Origin of the sequence: Halomonas sp. Mc5H-6 (assembly GCF_024124705.1) — a bacterium.
Taxonomy (GTDB): domain Bacteria; phylum Pseudomonadota; class Gammaproteobacteria; order Pseudomonadales; family Halomonadaceae; genus Vreelandella; species Vreelandella subterranea.
On the sequence record NZ_JAMXSI010000013.1, the window covers coordinates 36,873 to 50,957 of the forward strand.

The window sequence follows — 14,085 nt, forward strand, 5'->3', positions numbered from 1 at the left end:
CTACTTGGTAAAACGATCGTTAACTGCTGAGTGAATGAGCGGCCATGGCTTCTAGCTGGGCATGCGTACGCCGCCAGCGGCTAAGCGCCGGTAGCGCATCCAGATCGGGACGCGCGCGTTTGTAGCGTAGCTTGCCGGGCCTTAAAGACTGAGGGGTTGGAACGGCGGCTACAACCTCAAGCGCCGCCTCGCGATCATTGCATACCAGCAACATGTCGCAGCCCGCAGCAAGCGCAGCCGCTGCGCGTTCGCGGGGCCCACCGGCCTCATGGGCACCCGCCATGCTCAAATCGTCGGAAAAGATACAGCCCTTAAATCCCAGCGACTGACGCAGCATCCCCAGCCAACTGGGTGAAAAGCCGGCGGGTCGCTTGTCAAATGCCGAGTAAACAATATGCGCTGGCATGACACCATCAAGCTTTTTGGCCAGGGCGCTGAAAGGCACCAGATCGTGCTGTTTGAGCGTCTCAAAAGGCCGATCATCAACGGGCAAGGCGAGATGCGAATCTGCCGCCACGCCACCATGACCGGGAAAATGCTTGCCGATCGCTGCCATACCGGCTTCATGCAGACCGGCTACCAGCGCGCCGCCCAGTTCGCTGACTTGCGGGGCCTTTGAGCCAAAACTGCGGTCGCCGATGACGCTGGATAAACCGCTATCGATATCCAGTACCGGAGCAAAGCTGATATCCAGCCCGCAGGCGGCCATTTCCATGCCCAGGAGCCAACCGGTGTCCTGAGCAAGCCCCAGGGCCGCCGCACGATCCTGCTGATAATAATCGCCCAGCCGAGCCATCGGTGGCAGGCGTGTCAGTCCTTGCTTGATACGCTGGACGCGTCCGCCTTCCTGGTCCACTGCCAGCAACAGGTCGGGGCGAAGCTTACGCACCTGGCCGCACAGCTTTCTGACCTGATGGGCATCTTCGACATTGCGCCCAAACAGGATAACGCCACCCACCGCGGGGACTTTCAGCAACTGCCTCTCTGCGGCGGTCAGCGTTGTCCCCTCAAGGTCCAACATGACCGAGCCCAAAGGATGTGTCATAGCGGGATGTCCAAAAAAGGCGCTAACTCTAGACGATGATTAGCGAGGAGTCCAACGATCAACGGCTGTCGTGTAACCAGACAGGCGTCCCTGGTATCGCATGCTCAAACAGCCAAAGAAGATCGGCATTACGCAGCCGTACGCAACCATGGGAAGCGGGCTGCCCCATGGGCTGGTCCGGCGGCGTACCATGCAGATAAATATAGCGGCGCTGAGAATCGACCTGACCACCGCGGTTTATCCCCGGTTCCAGGCCACACAGCCACAGAATGCGAGTCAGAATCCAGTCTCGCTCGGGAAACGCGGCCGCCAGCTCGGCGTTAAAGACTTCTCCCGTCCAGCGGCGTCCTTTGAAGACAGCGTTTTCCGGGGCATCGGCGCCAATGGCGGCACGAATATAGTGCCAGCCCAGCGGCGTTTGCCCGCTTCCCTGCTGATTACCCAGGCCCTGGCGACCGGTGGAAATGTCGCACTCATGACGACACACATCGCCCTGCCAGGCGCGCAGCCGTTGCGAGTGGGTGTCGATTTCCAGCCACAGCCCCTCCCGGGGCGGCATGTCAATGAGCGACGGTGTCTGCATGGTGCTCAATGCCTTTCTCATCAGGTAACGGCGCGTTCATCGCCGCCACCACTACCGGCCGCAGGCGGCGAACCAGATCGCGGACCGACACGTGCTGGTGGTAATCCTTTTCGGCAATATCGCGCAGCGCATCCAGCCCTGAAAGCGTAAAGATAACGGTACCCAACATAAAGTGTAGCCGCCAGAAGCGCTCGGCGTCCGGCAGCTCCGGTGTCGCACGGCGAACCAACTCGGTAAAACGGCTGAACACATCGCCGTATTGCTGCTGGATATAACGGCGCAAATGACCCTGTGCCTGGCTGTATGCAAGCCCCAGCAAACGCATGAAGACTTTGAGGCTATTGCGTTCGGCAGGCACCGTCAGCACGGTTGTCGCCATGGTTTCGAGGAGCACTTCAAGGGGGATGTCACGACCCTCGTAGCGGGCTTCAAGTTCATCCAGGGCGCTATGAAAGCGTTGGGAAAACGGATCCAGATAGCGAGCAAACACCGCCTGGATGAGTGCTTTCTTGGATCCAAAGTGATAGTTCACCGCGGCAAGATTGACCCGTGCCTTGCTGGTAATGTTGCGTAAAGAGGTTTCGGCAAAGCCGCGCTCGGCAAAAAGCACTTCAGCGGTATCCAGAATGCGCGTCACCGTATCCGATTGAGCCATGCTGCTCTTCTCCTAAAACGGGCCAAAAAAGCGGGCCATAAAAAACGGATGTTTTAAACAAACTAGGATACTACGTTATCGGTTGTTACCTCTCAACGTTTACCTGAGCACCTGCCCCGTCCCCATCGTGACCTCGCATCTCTATATACATCAATTTGTTAGCTGACTTACCTCAAAGATATACTGGACAGGAGAACATGCTGTATACTTAACCACATACTGTTAATTACGCACTGTTAACCACGTCGGATAGGTCAACAGAAACGCAGTCTTGCTCACTTATTCAATCTGGAGGCTGGTATGTCGCGGCCATTAACCGTTCGCCAACAAAATGTGTTCGACTTTATTGTCAAGACCATGGGTGAGCTCGGCTATCCGCCCACTCGGGCTGAAATAGCCAAGGCGCTGGGGTTCCGCTCACCCAATGCGGCAGAAGAGCATTTGCGCGCCCTCGAGCGCAAAGGTGTCATTCGCATTATTCGCAATACGTCTCGTGGCATACGCCTGCCCAACCAGGAGCCCCAGGAAACGCCAGACGCTCTGCCAGCCTCAGACGCTGCCAGCGGCCTGCCAATTATTGGCGAGGTCGCAGCGGGGAGCCCCATTCTCGCCGCTGAGCACATTGATCGCTACTGCCCCCTGCCCGCCGACTACTTCACGCCCAGGGCCGATTACCTGCTGCGCGTGCGAGGGCTGTCGATGCAGAACGTTGGCATTCTCGAAGGCGACCTGCTTGCCGTGCATCGTACCCAGCGCGTCCGCGATGGCCAGATTGTTGTCGCCCGCCTGGAAGACGAGGTAACCGTCAAGCGTTTCAAACGCGAGGGCCACCAGGTCACGCTCATTGCGGAAAACCCCGATTTCGATCCGATCAATATCGATTTACGTACCCAACCGCTCGATATTGAAGGGGTTGGGGTCGGCGTCATCCGCGGGGGCAATGGCCAGTCGCTCGGCTAGCTGAACACGATGGTTTTATTGCCGTGCACCAGCACGCGGTCTTCCAGGTGCCAGCGAAGGCCGCGAGCGAGAACGGCTTTTTCCACATCACGGCCAAAACGTACCAGATCGGTCGGCGTGTGACAGTGACTGACCCGGTGGATGTCCTGCTCGATGATGGGCCCTGCATCCAGCTCCTGCGTCACATAATGGCAGGTGGCACCTATCAGCTTGACGCCACGCTGATAAGCCTGGTGGTAAGGCTTGGCGCCAGCAAAAGACGGCAGAAAGCTGTGGTGGATATTGATGACCTGCCCCGCGTAGCGTTCACATAACGCCGGCGGGAGAATCTGCATGTAGCGCGCAAGCACGATACTATCGGCCCGGGCATCGTCAATATGCGCCTGCACCTGCTCAAAGGCCGCTGTCTTGTCCGCTGGATCCACCGGCACATGGTGATACGGAATTCCATACCACTCGGTTAACGAACGCATGTCATCATGGTTGGAAATAACGCCCACGATATCGCAGTCCAGCTCCCCCACCTGCCAGCGGTAAAGCAGATCGACCAGGCAGTGGGATTCTCGTGAGACCATCAGAACAACACGCTGGCGTTTCTGAGTATCGACCAGTGCCCACTGCATGTCGAACCGCTCCGCCACCGGCTCGAAGGCTGAACGTAACGCCTCTGCCGACATACCCAGCGAATCCGCCAATATTTCGTAGCGCATGAAAAAACGCCCGGTTTCCAGATCGGAATGCTGGCTGGCCTCGGTGATCGACCCGCCCTGATCCGCGATAAAACTCGAAACCTTCGCGACGATCCCCACCTGGTCCGGGCAGGACACCACCAGACGATAAAAATGCGACATAGTCATTACTCTTCAAAGTTGCCGTTCACAGTTGCCGGGCGGCGATGATCAGGCCGTCCATTGGCATTAAACAAACGTCTAGTGTACAGAATGCAGCGCCCGCAATCACCGCCCGCAACGGCAGTGATTGTTAGCCGCCCGCCCCATCCCGTATAGTTAACCAATTACTTTCTAGGCTTTATTACTCTGATGCATCCACCGCGCGTTCATATTCGTCCCCGTCGTCGCCCTCCCTTACGCCTCCTGCCGTTAGGCGGCTGCGGGGAAATTGGCATGAACCTGACGCTTTATGGATACGAAGACCACTGGGTCGCCGTGGATTGCGGCATGATGATCCGCCAGGATTTACCCAATGCGCCGTTGCAGGTGCCCAACCTGGAAACCCCCAAAGCCCTGGGCATTGCACCGCAAGCGCTCTACATCACCCACGGCCATGAAGACCACATTGGAGCGGTCGCCTGGCTCTGGCCCCACTGGCAGTGCCCCATCTATGCGACGCCGCTGGCGGCCGGCCTGCTGCGTCTTAAGTTTGCCGAACATCAACTAAGCAGCGCTGCCATTCACGTAGTCGAACCCGGTGAGGCATTGGAAAGCGGCCCCTTCACCCTGCGCTACCTGGCGGTTCCGCACTCGATACCCGAGAGCTGCTCGCTGATGGTCATGGCAGGCCGCTACCGGGTATTGCATAGCGGGGACTGGAAGCTTGATCCTGAACCGATTATCGGCGCGCCGATCAATCAGGCGCAGTTCAAGGCATTGGCGCCGGTTGACCTGGTCGTGGGGGATTCCACCAACGCCCCTATACCCGGCCACTCGGGCAGCGAAGGCGATGTCGCAAGAGCGCTTGTTGAAACACTCGCTGGCTGCGAAGGGCGCGTCATTGTTTCCTGCTTCGCCAGTAATCTGGCCCGCGTGTTGGCGATTGGCCGCGCAGCTTACCAGTGTGGTCGGCGCGTCAGCCTGATGGGGCGCTCGATGGAGCGCATGGTGGGTGTCGCACGCGGCCTCGGTTATCTGGACGATTTTCCCGCCGTGGTGCCCGCTCACGATCTGGGGTATTTGCCGCCGGATGAAGTCGTGGTCATTGCCACCGGCAGCCAAGGCGAGCCGCGCGCCGCCCTGCAGCGACTTGCCCAGGGGCGTCATCCTCACGTGGACTTACAGCCCGGTGACAACGTGATTTTTTCCGCCAAAGCCATTCCGGGTAACGAGCGCCCCATCGAACAGTTGAAAAAGCGCCTGCAGCAGTTGGGCGTCAAGCTCTTCGATGAGTTCAGTCACCCGCAGCTTCACGCGACCGGGCATCCGGCACAGGACGAAATCACCCGCTTTTATCAATGGCTGACGCCAAGCCACCTGTTGCCGGTTCATGGTGAGAGCCTTCATCAACAGGCCCACCAGCAGCTGGCGGCGTCGCTGGGCATTCAAGCGCCCTTGGCGCCGGTCAATGGCGACTTGATCCGCTTCGATCCGCAAGGGCTGCATCACGAGCAGCACTACCCGCAACCGCCGTGCATCGTCAGTCAGAACAGCGTGGTGCCCCACCCTGGGCTGGAGAGTGAAAACAGCACCCTCCCTCGACGGGGCAGCCTCTATCTGGCGCTACCGGTGACGGCCACCCAGACCGGATGGACGCGCGTCGGGCGGTTGATGCTGGATAATACCAGTGCCAGTTCTTTCGACGAAGACAGCTTCAGTGAATGGCTGGATGATCAGCTTGCCGAACTCCATGCAGACACCCTGGCGGACCTGCGGCTGGGCCTCCAGCCCCGCCTGATTGCCTGGCTGGCAGAACGGCTACAGCATTTACCTGAAGTTCATCTGCAGATCATGGCCAGCGAGCTGCCAGCGACAATGGCTGACGAATAGCCTCGCCACGCCCGCCAATGCCAGAGGGTTACCAGCGGGCGGCATCCTCGATATCCGAATGGCGTTCCTTGACCCAGTAATCGCCGTGGCGACCATGCTCTTTCTTCCAGAACGGTGCCCGGGTCTTGAGCCAGTCCATGATGAAATCGCAGGCTTCGAAGGCTTCGCGACGGTGGGCACTCGCCACCAGCACTCTGACGATGGCATCGCCGGGACGCATGTGGCCGACACGATGAATAATCGTGACGGCGCTCAGCGTCCAGCGCTCTCCCGCCTCTTCCGCAATACGCTGCAAGGTTGACTCGGTCATGCCTGGGTAATGTTCCAGGGTTAACCCCGTGACATCGGGCGTTTCGTTGAAATCACGCACCAGGCCGGTAAAGCTAACGACGCCGCCAATATCCGTGCGGCCCGCAATACTGGCCTCATAGCCATAGGCCATGTCGAAAGGTGCCTCTTGAACGCGAATGGTAATGTCCATGTCTAGCCCCCGGTGACCGGCGGAAAGAAAGCAACCTCGTCATCGTCGGTAATTCGCGCGTCATCATTGGCCATGACCTGGTTGATGGCGCATAGCGTACGCTGGTCCTGCAACAGCTGAAAACGTTCGTCCTGAGCCGCCAGCGCAACCTTGAGGCCCGCGATATCGCGACTTTCGAGCTGATCGAAAGTCACCACCCGCTCGTTTTCACCCAACTGCTCGCGCAGCTCGGCAAGAAACTTGACCAGCACGCAGGGCGAATGACAGCGCCCTCCAAGGCTCACTTCGCCCGCCGCCCCCTGGCCTGTCACGATCGGCGTCGCCGGTTCAGGTGCCATTTCGCGCTGGTACTCGCCCCGCTGACCGCCGCGCTTGCTGTCCAGCTGTACCGCGTCGATACGCATGGTTTTGTCGACTGCCTTGCACATATCGTAAAGCGTTAGACAGGCCACGGAGACAGCCGTCAAGGCTTCCATTTCGACCCCCGTGCGGCCATTCAGGCGGCAGCTCGCGGTCACATGGACACAGCTTTCATCGGGGTCAACATCAAATTCTATGGCCACTTTGGAAAGTGCCAGCGAGTGGCACAGCGGGATCAATTCATGGGTGCGCTTTGCCGCCTGGATGCCCGCGATACGGGCGGTGGCCAACACATCACCCTTGGGTAAAGCCCCCTCGCTCAACTGCTTCAGGGTAGCGGGTTGCATCACAATACGCCCGGAAGCCACCGCTTCCCGGCGCGTTTCCTGCTTATCTGCAACATCCACCATGCGGGCTTCGCCGCGGCTATTGAGATGCGTTAACTGCATGGAGTCACCTATCAGTGCGTGAAACATCATCGAGCCGTTGGCCCGCCATCCAACCGATTATCCAGCGTGTAATCGCGTCGATATCATCAAGTGCCAGTTGCGTCGTTGCGGTCGGCAGCGCGACGGGAGGCTCCCCCTGAAGCGCGACGGCTTCGACGCCCTGGCTATGCAGAATTTCCGCATCGCCGATCCCCTCACGATAAAGCACCAGCTTGGCCAGGGGCCAGGCCTTGAAGCCTTCAACCAGCACCAGGTCAGGCTTATGCACGGCTACCATTGCCAGCAACTGATTCAGGTCCGGCTCTTCGCCGTCTGGCGTTTCCTGCATCAGCGCCAGGCGTTGGCGCGATGCAATCAGCATGGGGGCTGCGCCTGCACTACGTAGCTTATAGCTATCTTTTCCCGGCTGATCGATATCAAACCGATGATGGGCGTGCTTGATCACCGCCACCTGGATACCCTCTGCCCGCAGCCGAGGTAACAACTGCTCCAGCAGCGTCGTCTTCCCCGTCCCGCTCCAGGCCGCAATTCCCAGCACGGGAAAGGGTAGCGATGGGTCTAACGGCATAAGCGCTTGGCTCCCAATGAAAAAAGGTTAATGGGTGTGATCAGCTTCATCTGCTGGCTCGTCCGGCAACGCCCAGTTCAACACGATACCCACAAGCGCCGCCAGGCTCACGCCTTGCAGCGTAAACTGACCATTACCCACCTGCATGCCGCCGATACCAAAGACAAGGATCAACGACACAACGACCAGGTTGCGTGGCGCGGTCAACGAATGCCCTGCCCTGACCAGCGTGTTCATGCCCACGACCGCAATGGAGCCAAACAGCAGGGTCATGATTCCCCCCATGACAGGGCCGGGGATGGTTTGCAGCAGCGCCCCCAGCTTGGCGATAAACGCCAGCGATATGGCCAGCACCGCGGCCACCACCATATAGTGAGGATTGAACGCCCGGGTCAGGGTAACGGCCCCGGTCACCTCTGAATAGGTGGTGTTAGGCGGGCCGCCGAATAATGCGGCCGCTGTCGTCGCCAGACCATCGCCCAGCAAGGTTTTGTGCAGCCCCGGTTTCTCCAGGTAGTTACGCCGGGTCACCGAGCCAATGGCCACCATATCACCAATATGCTCCACCGCCGGGGCAATGGCGACAGGAATCATAAACAGAATCGCCGCCCAGTGAAAACTCGGGGCGGTAAACGCGGGAATCGCCAGCCAGCCAGCATCATGCACCGGTGTGAAGTCGACCAGCCCCATCAGCAACGCCAGGCAATAACCCACGACAATACCGCCCATGATGGGAATCAACCGCAGCAAACCCCGACCAAAAACGGCCAATATCAGGGTTACCAGCAAGCTTGCCATTGACAGGAAAAGCGCCGCGCCGTACCCGATGTGGTCACTGGTTTCCCCCGTCGCCATATCCACCGCCACCGGCGCCAGGGCAAGGCCAATGACCATGATCACCGGGCCGACCACCACCGGTGGCAACAGCCGATGAAGCCAGCCGGTACCCTTGACGCGTACCGCCGCCGAGATCGCCACGTAGACCAGGCCAGCCGCCATCAAGCCACCGAGCGTTGCTGACACCCCGAAGCTGGCAATCGAGCCCTGAATCGGCGCGATAAAGGCAAACGAAGAGGCCAGGAAGACCGGCACCGTCACGCGGGTCACCGTATGAAACAGCAGTGTGCCTATCCCGGCGGTAAACAATGCAACGCTTGGATCAAGCCCGGTCAATAGCGGCACCAGAACCAGAGCACCAAACGCCACGAATAGCATTTGCGCCCCGGTCAGCAACACGCGAGGCCAGGATGCAGACTGGCTAGGCGTATCATTCATTATGCAAACTCCTCACAGGTCTTTGGGGTAGTGCTGGGCAAAAAAAGGCCCCTAACGCAAAACGCCAGGGGCCGCTGAATCATCAATTCTTATCGGGTGCCGAAAATCTTGTCACCCGCATCGCCAAGACCCGGGACGATATAACCGTTATCGTCCAGTCGCTCATCCACCGATGCTGTATAAATTTCGATATCCGGGTAGGCGTCCTGGACTCGCCTGATTCCTTCGGGCGCTGCTACCAGGACGATCACCTTCATATGCTCGCAGCCACGCTCACGCAGCATGTCCAATGTCGCGACCATCGAGCCACCGGTGGCCAACATGGGGTCAATGACGATGGCCATACGTTCTTCGATATCGTTGGCGAACTTGGCGAAGTACGGTACCGGCTCCAGCGTTTCTTCATCGCGGTATAACCCGACAACGCTCACCCGTGCGCTGGGGATAAGGTCAGTAACCCCCTCCAGCATGCCAAGCCCGGCACGCAGAATCGGCACCACCGTTACCTTCTTGCCTTTCAGGCGTCGTGTCTCAATCGGCTCGCCATTCCACCCCTCAATGGTATGATCTTCGAGCTCAAGTCCCTTCGTTGCTTCATACGTCAACAGCTTGGCCACTTCCCCCGCCAACTCACGAAAGCTCTTGGTACTTAAATCCATTTCGCGCATCAGTCCCAGTTTATGCTGAACAAGCGGATGGTTAATGGCGTGGACACTCATGGGACTTCCTCACAGCAGGTGGTTATGGGCAACACGGGTGATCATAAACTTGCAAAATCGGGCGGTATTCTACCCGTAAGCCCTCATCAGGTTAAGGGGTGGCGGGTAATTGCCAATCAACAGGTGCACGCCCCTGCGCCTCAAGAAACTGGTTGGCCCGGGAGAAATGGCGAGTACCAAAAAAGCCGCGGTGGGCGGACAACGGCGAGGGATGTGGCGCTTCCAACACCAGATGACGCTGGGTGTCTATCAAGGCTTTTTTCTGCCGGGCGTGGCTACCCCAGAGCAGAAAGACACTGGGCTGCGCATGGGCACTTACCGTCTTGATCGCGCTATCGGTGAAAGACTCCCATCCTTTGCCCCGGTGCGAAGCAGCGTTGCCCTTCTCGACCGTCAGCGAGGTATTGAGGAGCAAGACGCCTTGCTTCGCCCAGGCTTCCAGGTGTCCGTGGTTGACGGGCTCCGTGCCTACATCGCTCGCCAACTCCTTGTAGATATTGACCAGCGACGGTGGAACCGGCACTCCCGGCTGGACGGAAAAGCATAGCCCGTGCGCCTGATTGGGGCCGTGATAAGGATCCTGCCCCTGAATCACCACCTTGACGTCACTGAGCGGCGTCAGTTCGAAGGCTCGAAACCACTGCGATGAATGGGGATAGATGACTTTCTTGGCCGCTTTTTCCTCGGCCAGAAAACGTTTCAGTGACTGCATGTAGTCGGCCTGAAACTCATCGCCAAGCCACTGATTCCAGTCTTCGGGAAGCGGGGTCGACATGATTATTTCTTCACTTGGTCCACCAGAGGTTCAACGTAGGCAACCCCCATATCCCAGGGGAACTGGATCCAGCAGTGCTGGGCCACTTCGGTGAGATACTGATCAACCAGGGGGCGACCTTCCGGCTTGGCGTAAATGGTAACAAAGTGCGCCTTGGGCAACATCTCACTTACCGCCCGCGCAGTCTTGCCGGTATCCACCAGGTCATCGACCAGCAGCCAACCCTCACCGTCGTGATCAACCCCTTTCAGGATATCCAGTCCGCCCTGATCCATATGGTCATAGCTCTTGATGCACACGGTATCGATCAGTCGGACATTCAGCTCGCGCGCGATCAAGGCGGCAGGAATGAGACCACCGCGGGTAATCGCCACAATGCCCTTGAAGTCTCGCTCGACCAGTTGATGGCACAGCTGGCGGACATCGCGATGAAGCTGATCCCAGGAGACGGTAAAGTGCTGATGGTAGCGTTCGCTGCTCATAAATTCGTTACTCGTCTTCTGTGAAGGAACAAACCGCGAAGACGCTGTAGCCCGCATCGCGAATTTTTTGCGATCCCCCAAGCTCTGGCAGGTCAATGATGGTGGCTGTTTCGACCACATGCCCACCGCTGCGCTGAATGAGGTTGGCCGCCGCCAGCATGGTGCCGCCTGTGGCAATCAGGTCGTCCATCAACAAGATACGGTCGTCTTTCTGGAACGCATCCGAGTGAAGCTCCACCTCTGAATGACCGTATTCAAGCGTGTAGGTTTCGCTGATGGTCTTGAACGGCAGCTTGCCTTTTTTACGAACCGGGACAAAGCTGCAGCCCAATTCATAGGCCAGCGGGGCCCCGATAATAAAGCCCCGCGCATCAATCGACGCGATGGCATCCAGGTTCATTTCCTGGTAGCGGTGTACGAAGCTGTCAATCAGCTTGCGAAATGCCGCGCTGTTTTGCAGCAGCGGGGTAATGTCACGAAAATTGACCCCCTGCTCGGGCCAGTCAGGCACTGTGCGTATCACGGACTTGATGTAATCGCCGTAGATGCTCATCGCGTCTCTCATTGGATTAATAAAACCACGTTAGTCTAGAAACAGAAATTTCACCGCAAACAGCAGCGCAAGAATGATCACTGCTGGATTGAGGTCTTTGAAACGGCCCGACAGGGTTTTGATCGCTGCATAGCTGATAAACCCGAGAGCAATCCCCTCGGCAATCGAAAAGGTCAGCGGCATTGCCAGGGCGGCAATCAACACCGGCGCGGCGTCAGTAGGGTCTTCCCAGTTGGCATGTGCCAGGCTACCCGCCATCAGCACGGCCACGTAGAGCAGCGCTCCTGCGGTGGCGAAAGCGGGAATGGAGCCCGCCAGCGGCGCAAAGAACAGGCTGACCAGAAAGAGCACGGCCACCACGACCGCTGTCAAACCCGTTCGTCCACCCGATGCAATACCTGCCGTCGACTCAATATAGCTGGTCGTGGTCGAAGTACCCAGGGCAGCACCGGCCATCGATGCCGTGCTGTCGGCCATCATGGCGCGACCGAGACGAGGCAGCTTGCCGTTTTTGTCCAGTAGATTGCCACGATGCGCAACCCCCACCAGCGTACCGGACGTATCGAACAGGTCGACGAACAGGAAAGCAAAAATAACGCTGAGCATGGCGACATCAAGCGCCCCCATCAGGTCCATTGCCATGAAGGTCGGTGCAATAGAAGGAGGCATGGACATGAGGCCACCGTATTCATTATGCCCAAGTACCATCGACGCAATGGTGATCCCCAGTATACCGATCATGACGGCACCGGTGACTTTCAGGTACGACAGCGCCGTAATCACGAAAAAGCCCAAGAGTGCATAAAGTGCCGCAGGCTCGGAAAGGTCCCCGAGAGCGACAAAAGTGGCGTCGTTGGCGACGACGATACCGGCGTTCTTCAGGGCAATCATGGCCAGGAAGAGGCCAATACCCGCGGCAATGCCCAGGCGCAGCGAAAGCGGAATAGAGTTGATAATCCATTCACGGATCTTGAAAATACTCAGCAGGAAGAAACACAACCCAGAGAAGAACACGGCCCCAAGTGCCGCCTCCCAGGTATAGCCCATCCCCAGCACGACACCGTAAGTGAAGAACGCGTTGAGCCCCATACCCGGTGCCTGAGCGATAGGATAGTTCGCCCACAGCCCCATGACCAGACAGCCGATAGCGGCGGCAACGCAGGTGGCAACAAACACCGCACCATAGTCCATCCCGGCCTCAGAAAGGATGCTGGGATTGACGAAAATGATGTAGGCCATCGTCAGGAAGGTGGTTATCCCGGCAATGACTTCTGTCTTAACGTTGGTTTTGTGCTCAGTGAGCCCGAACTGCTTATCCAGAAAATTCATAGGTTTTTTTATCCTTCGCGTGAACGCTGAATGCACCCTGGCAGCGCGAAAAGCCGCACATATTACCGAAAGGTAACGCCTGATGCGAATACCTTGTGCAGTTGTCGAATGCGGGCCGGTGCCCGCCTGTTACTTCCCTTCGCTTAACATAAGCAAACTTCAGGCCACCTTCTAACCAATCGGTCAGAAACGCAGCGCCCCCCTGGGTAGCAGCGACCATCAGCGCATTTGGCTGGCCAGAACACGCTCAACCGTTTCAACAATCACCTGGGTCTGGGGATCGATTTCAATATTGACCTGGTCGCCTGGCAGGCGCTCACCCAGGACCGTGCGGTGCAGCGTCTCAGGGATCAGGTTAACGCTGAACTCGACGCCTTCGCCCTCGACCGAAGGTCGCACATCGCCAATCGTCAGACTGATACCATCGACGCCGATATAGCCTTTCTCAAACACAAACCGGCCCACTGAAGCCGGTAACGCAAACCACAGCCGACGGTTGTTGGGCGCTTCATCAATGGCAATCACTTCCGCCATGCAAATCACGTGGCCTGACATCGAATGGCCGCCAATTTCATCGCCAAAGCGAGCCGCTCGCTCGATATTGACGTACTGCCCGACCTCGACTGCACCAAGATTGGTCAGTCGCAGCGTTTCGCGCATCAAGTCGAAGCTCACCCGGTCACCTGAAATGTCCGTGACCGTCAAACAGACACCGTTGTGCGCGACTGACGCGCCGGTTGCCAACCCCTCGCGCAATGTATCGGGCATTTTCACCACATGGGTACGAAACTTATCAAGCTCATGCACCTCTACGACCTCTACCTTGCCTTGCACGATGCCAGTAAACATAGCGCCCTCGCTTTAATTGATCCGCACGCAAGCTTACTACTGCACAAACCTGTTTGTGCACCCCAAAGGCATGCGTGGCCAATCAACGTAACCCAGTATTCATGCCTGCAGAAAACCCAGGCCTCCAGAAAAGAGAAATTAACACTTTTAAAGAAGCAAAAATCAGTTAAAAAAATTATTAAATTGAACAGCGATATAAGATGTTATTCTTTTGGTTTGACATCGTCCGGCTAGCTCTCTAGACTTTCGCCGCAAATGTAAAGACGCCGATTTGTACCCAGA

At 57.8% G+C, this 14,085-nt stretch carries 16 protein-coding genes; 2 read left to right on the forward strand and 14 right to left on the reverse strand.

Going from position 1 to position 14,085, the window contains the following annotated elements:
- Nucleotides 1–19: 19 nt before the first annotated feature.
- The 3 genes from nagZ to NH395_RS15455 are packed head-to-tail and all read right to left on the reverse strand — an operon-like array spanning nucleotide 20 to nucleotide 2,283.
- Nucleotides 20–1,045: a beta-N-acetylhexosaminidase gene (gene nagZ / locus NH395_RS15445; RefSeq protein ID WP_253026129.1), complete on the reverse strand. Its 1,026-nt coding sequence runs from the start codon at nucleotides 1,043–1,045 to the stop codon at nucleotides 20–22.
- A 58-nt stretch (nucleotides 1,046–1,103) separates the two neighbouring features.
- Entirely contained in the window at nucleotides 1,104–1,628 is a 525-nt protein-coding gene (locus NH395_RS15450; protein WP_253026130.1) for a L,D-transpeptidase, read from the reverse strand.
- A complete protein-coding gene (locus NH395_RS15455; RefSeq protein ID WP_253026131.1) occupies nucleotides 1,606–2,283 on the reverse strand; it encodes a TetR/AcrR family transcriptional regulator in 678 nt (225 codons plus the stop codon). The genes NH395_RS15450 and NH395_RS15455 overlap by 23 nt, the downstream gene beginning before the upstream one ends.
- A gap of 300 nt (nucleotides 2,284–2,583) precedes the next feature.
- On the opposite strand from NH395_RS15455, the gene lexA reads away from it, so the two are divergent.
- On the forward strand, nucleotides 2,584–3,243 hold the full coding sequence (lexA, locus tag NH395_RS15460) for a transcriptional repressor LexA (RefSeq protein WP_066315408.1): 660 nt from the start codon (nucleotides 2,584–2,586) through the stop codon (nucleotides 3,241–3,243).
- On the opposite strand, the gene purU is transcribed toward lexA, so the two are convergent.
- A complete protein-coding gene (gene purU, locus NH395_RS15465) occupies nucleotides 3,240–4,094 on the reverse strand; it encodes a formyltetrahydrofolate deformylase (RefSeq protein WP_253026132.1) in 855 nt (284 codons plus the stop codon). The two genes, lexA and purU, sit on opposite strands and share 4 nt — an antisense overlap.
- Before the next feature lie 273 nt (nucleotides 4,095–4,367).
- Here purU and NH395_RS15470 point away from each other — a divergent pair, with 273 nt between their 5' ends.
- A complete protein-coding gene (locus tag NH395_RS15470; RefSeq protein WP_253026133.1) occupies nucleotides 4,368–5,963 on the forward strand; it encodes a ribonuclease J in 1,596 nt (531 codons plus the stop codon).
- A 28-nt stretch (nucleotides 5,964–5,991) separates the two neighbouring features.
- Here the strand turns inward: NH395_RS15470 and moaE are convergent, their stop codons facing one another.
- The 10 genes from moaE to NH395_RS15520 all read right to left on the reverse strand — a co-directional run bounded on the left by moaE (nucleotide 5,992) and on the right by NH395_RS15520 (nucleotide 13,803).
- Nucleotides 5,992–6,444, reverse strand: a complete 453-nt coding sequence (moaE, locus tag NH395_RS15475) for a molybdopterin synthase catalytic subunit MoaE (RefSeq protein ID WP_066315401.1) — start codon at nucleotides 6,442–6,444, stop codon at nucleotides 5,992–5,994.
- Nucleotides 6,445–6,446: 2 nt separating this feature from the next.
- Nucleotides 6,447–7,253 carry a cyclic pyranopterin monophosphate synthase MoaC gene (gene moaC, locus NH395_RS15480; protein WP_253026134.1) on the reverse strand — a complete coding sequence of 269 codons (807 nt, stop codon included), beginning with the start codon at nucleotides 7,251–7,253 and terminating at the stop codon, nucleotides 6,447–6,449.
- 4 nt (nucleotides 7,254–7,257) lie between these two features.
- Nucleotides 7,258–7,821: a molybdopterin-guanine dinucleotide biosynthesis protein B gene (gene mobB / locus NH395_RS15485; RefSeq protein WP_092828869.1), complete on the reverse strand. Its 564-nt coding sequence runs from the start codon at nucleotides 7,819–7,821 to the stop codon at nucleotides 7,258–7,260.
- 27 nt (nucleotides 7,822–7,848) lie between these two features.
- On the reverse strand, nucleotides 7,849–9,096 hold the full coding sequence (locus NH395_RS15490) for a uracil-xanthine permease family protein (protein ID WP_253026135.1): 1,248 nt from the start codon (nucleotides 9,094–9,096) through the stop codon (nucleotides 7,849–7,851).
- 89 nt (nucleotides 9,097–9,185) lie between these two features.
- Nucleotides 9,186–9,815 (reverse strand): uracil phosphoribosyltransferase, encoded by a 630-nt coding sequence (upp, locus tag NH395_RS15495; protein WP_092828865.1) that lies wholly within the window; start codon nucleotides 9,813–9,815, stop codon nucleotides 9,186–9,188.
- A gap of 91 nt (nucleotides 9,816–9,906) precedes the next feature.
- Nucleotides 9,907–10,590, reverse strand: a complete 684-nt coding sequence (gene ung, locus NH395_RS15500; protein ID WP_253026137.1) for a uracil-DNA glycosylase — start codon at nucleotides 10,588–10,590, stop codon at nucleotides 9,907–9,909.
- A 2-nt stretch (nucleotides 10,591–10,592) separates the two neighbouring features.
- Nucleotides 10,593–11,072 carry a xanthine phosphoribosyltransferase gene (gene gpt, locus NH395_RS15505; RefSeq protein ID WP_085919342.1) on the reverse strand — a complete coding sequence of 160 codons (480 nt, stop codon included), beginning with the start codon at nucleotides 11,070–11,072 and terminating at the stop codon, nucleotides 10,593–10,595.
- 7 nt (nucleotides 11,073–11,079) lie between these two features.
- Complete coding sequence (locus NH395_RS15510; RefSeq protein WP_089706872.1) at nucleotides 11,080–11,625, reverse strand: adenine phosphoribosyltransferase; 546 nt, start codon at nucleotides 11,623–11,625, stop codon at nucleotides 11,080–11,082.
- Between the two features lie 30 nt (nucleotides 11,626–11,655).
- Complete coding sequence (locus NH395_RS15515; RefSeq protein WP_253026139.1) at nucleotides 11,656–12,954, reverse strand: NCS2 family permease; 1,299 nt, start codon at nucleotides 12,952–12,954, stop codon at nucleotides 11,656–11,658.
- A 219-nt stretch (nucleotides 12,955–13,173) separates the two neighbouring features.
- Nucleotides 13,174–13,803 carry a riboflavin synthase subunit alpha gene (locus tag NH395_RS15520; RefSeq protein WP_092828857.1) on the reverse strand — a complete coding sequence of 210 codons (630 nt, stop codon included), beginning with the start codon at nucleotides 13,801–13,803 and terminating at the stop codon, nucleotides 13,174–13,176.
- Nucleotides 13,804–14,085: the final 282 nt, after the last annotated feature.

Bases quoted from the DNA above. Each gene is read 5' to 3' on its own strand.
- nagZ (WP_253026129.1), bottom strand. From the start codon at position 1,045: ATGACACATCCTTTGGGCTCGGTCATGTTGGACCTTGAGGGGACAACG.
- NH395_RS15450 (WP_253026130.1), bottom strand. From the start codon at position 1,628: ATGCAGACACCGTCGCTCATTGACATGCCGCCCCGGGAGGGGCTGTGG.
- NH395_RS15455 (WP_253026131.1), bottom strand. From the start codon at position 2,283: ATGGCTCAATCGGATACGGTGACGCGCATTCTGGATACCGCTGAAGTG.
- lexA (WP_066315408.1), top strand. From the start codon at position 2,584: ATGTCGCGGCCATTAACCGTTCGCCAACAAAATGTGTTCGACTTTATT.
- purU (WP_253026132.1), bottom strand. From the start codon at position 4,094: ATGTCGCATTTTTATCGTCTGGTGGTGTCCTGCCCGGACCAGGTGGGG.
- NH395_RS15470 (WP_253026133.1), top strand. From the start codon at position 4,368: ATGAACCTGACGCTTTATGGATACGAAGACCACTGGGTCGCCGTGGAT.
- moaE (WP_066315401.1), bottom strand. From the start codon at position 6,444: ATGGACATTACCATTCGCGTTCAAGAGGCACCTTTCGACATGGCCTAT.
- moaC (WP_253026134.1), bottom strand. From the start codon at position 7,253: ATGCAGTTAACGCATCTCAATAGCCGCGGCGAAGCCCGCATGGTGGAT.
- mobB (WP_092828869.1), bottom strand. From the start codon at position 7,821: ATGCCGTTAGACCCATCGCTACCCTTTCCCGTGCTGGGAATTGCGGCC.
- NH395_RS15490 (WP_253026135.1), bottom strand. From the start codon at position 9,096: ATGAATGATACGCCTAGCCAGTCTGCATCCTGGCCTCGCGTGTTGCTG.
- upp (WP_092828865.1), bottom strand. From the start codon at position 9,815: ATGAGTGTCCACGCCATTAACCATCCGCTTGTTCAGCATAAACTGGGA.
- ung (WP_253026137.1), bottom strand. From the start codon at position 10,590: ATGTCGACCCCGCTTCCCGAAGACTGGAATCAGTGGCTTGGCGATGAG.
- gpt (WP_085919342.1), bottom strand. From the start codon at position 11,072: ATGAGCAGCGAACGCTACCATCAGCACTTTACCGTCTCCTGGGATCAG.
- NH395_RS15510 (WP_089706872.1), bottom strand. From the start codon at position 11,625: ATGAGCATCTACGGCGATTACATCAAGTCCGTGATACGCACAGTGCCT.
- NH395_RS15515 (WP_253026139.1), bottom strand. From the start codon at position 12,954: ATGAATTTTCTGGATAAGCAGTTCGGGCTCACTGAGCACAAAACCAAC.
- NH395_RS15520 (WP_092828857.1), bottom strand. From the start codon at position 13,803: ATGTTTACTGGCATCGTGCAAGGCAAGGTAGAGGTCGTAGAGGTGCAT.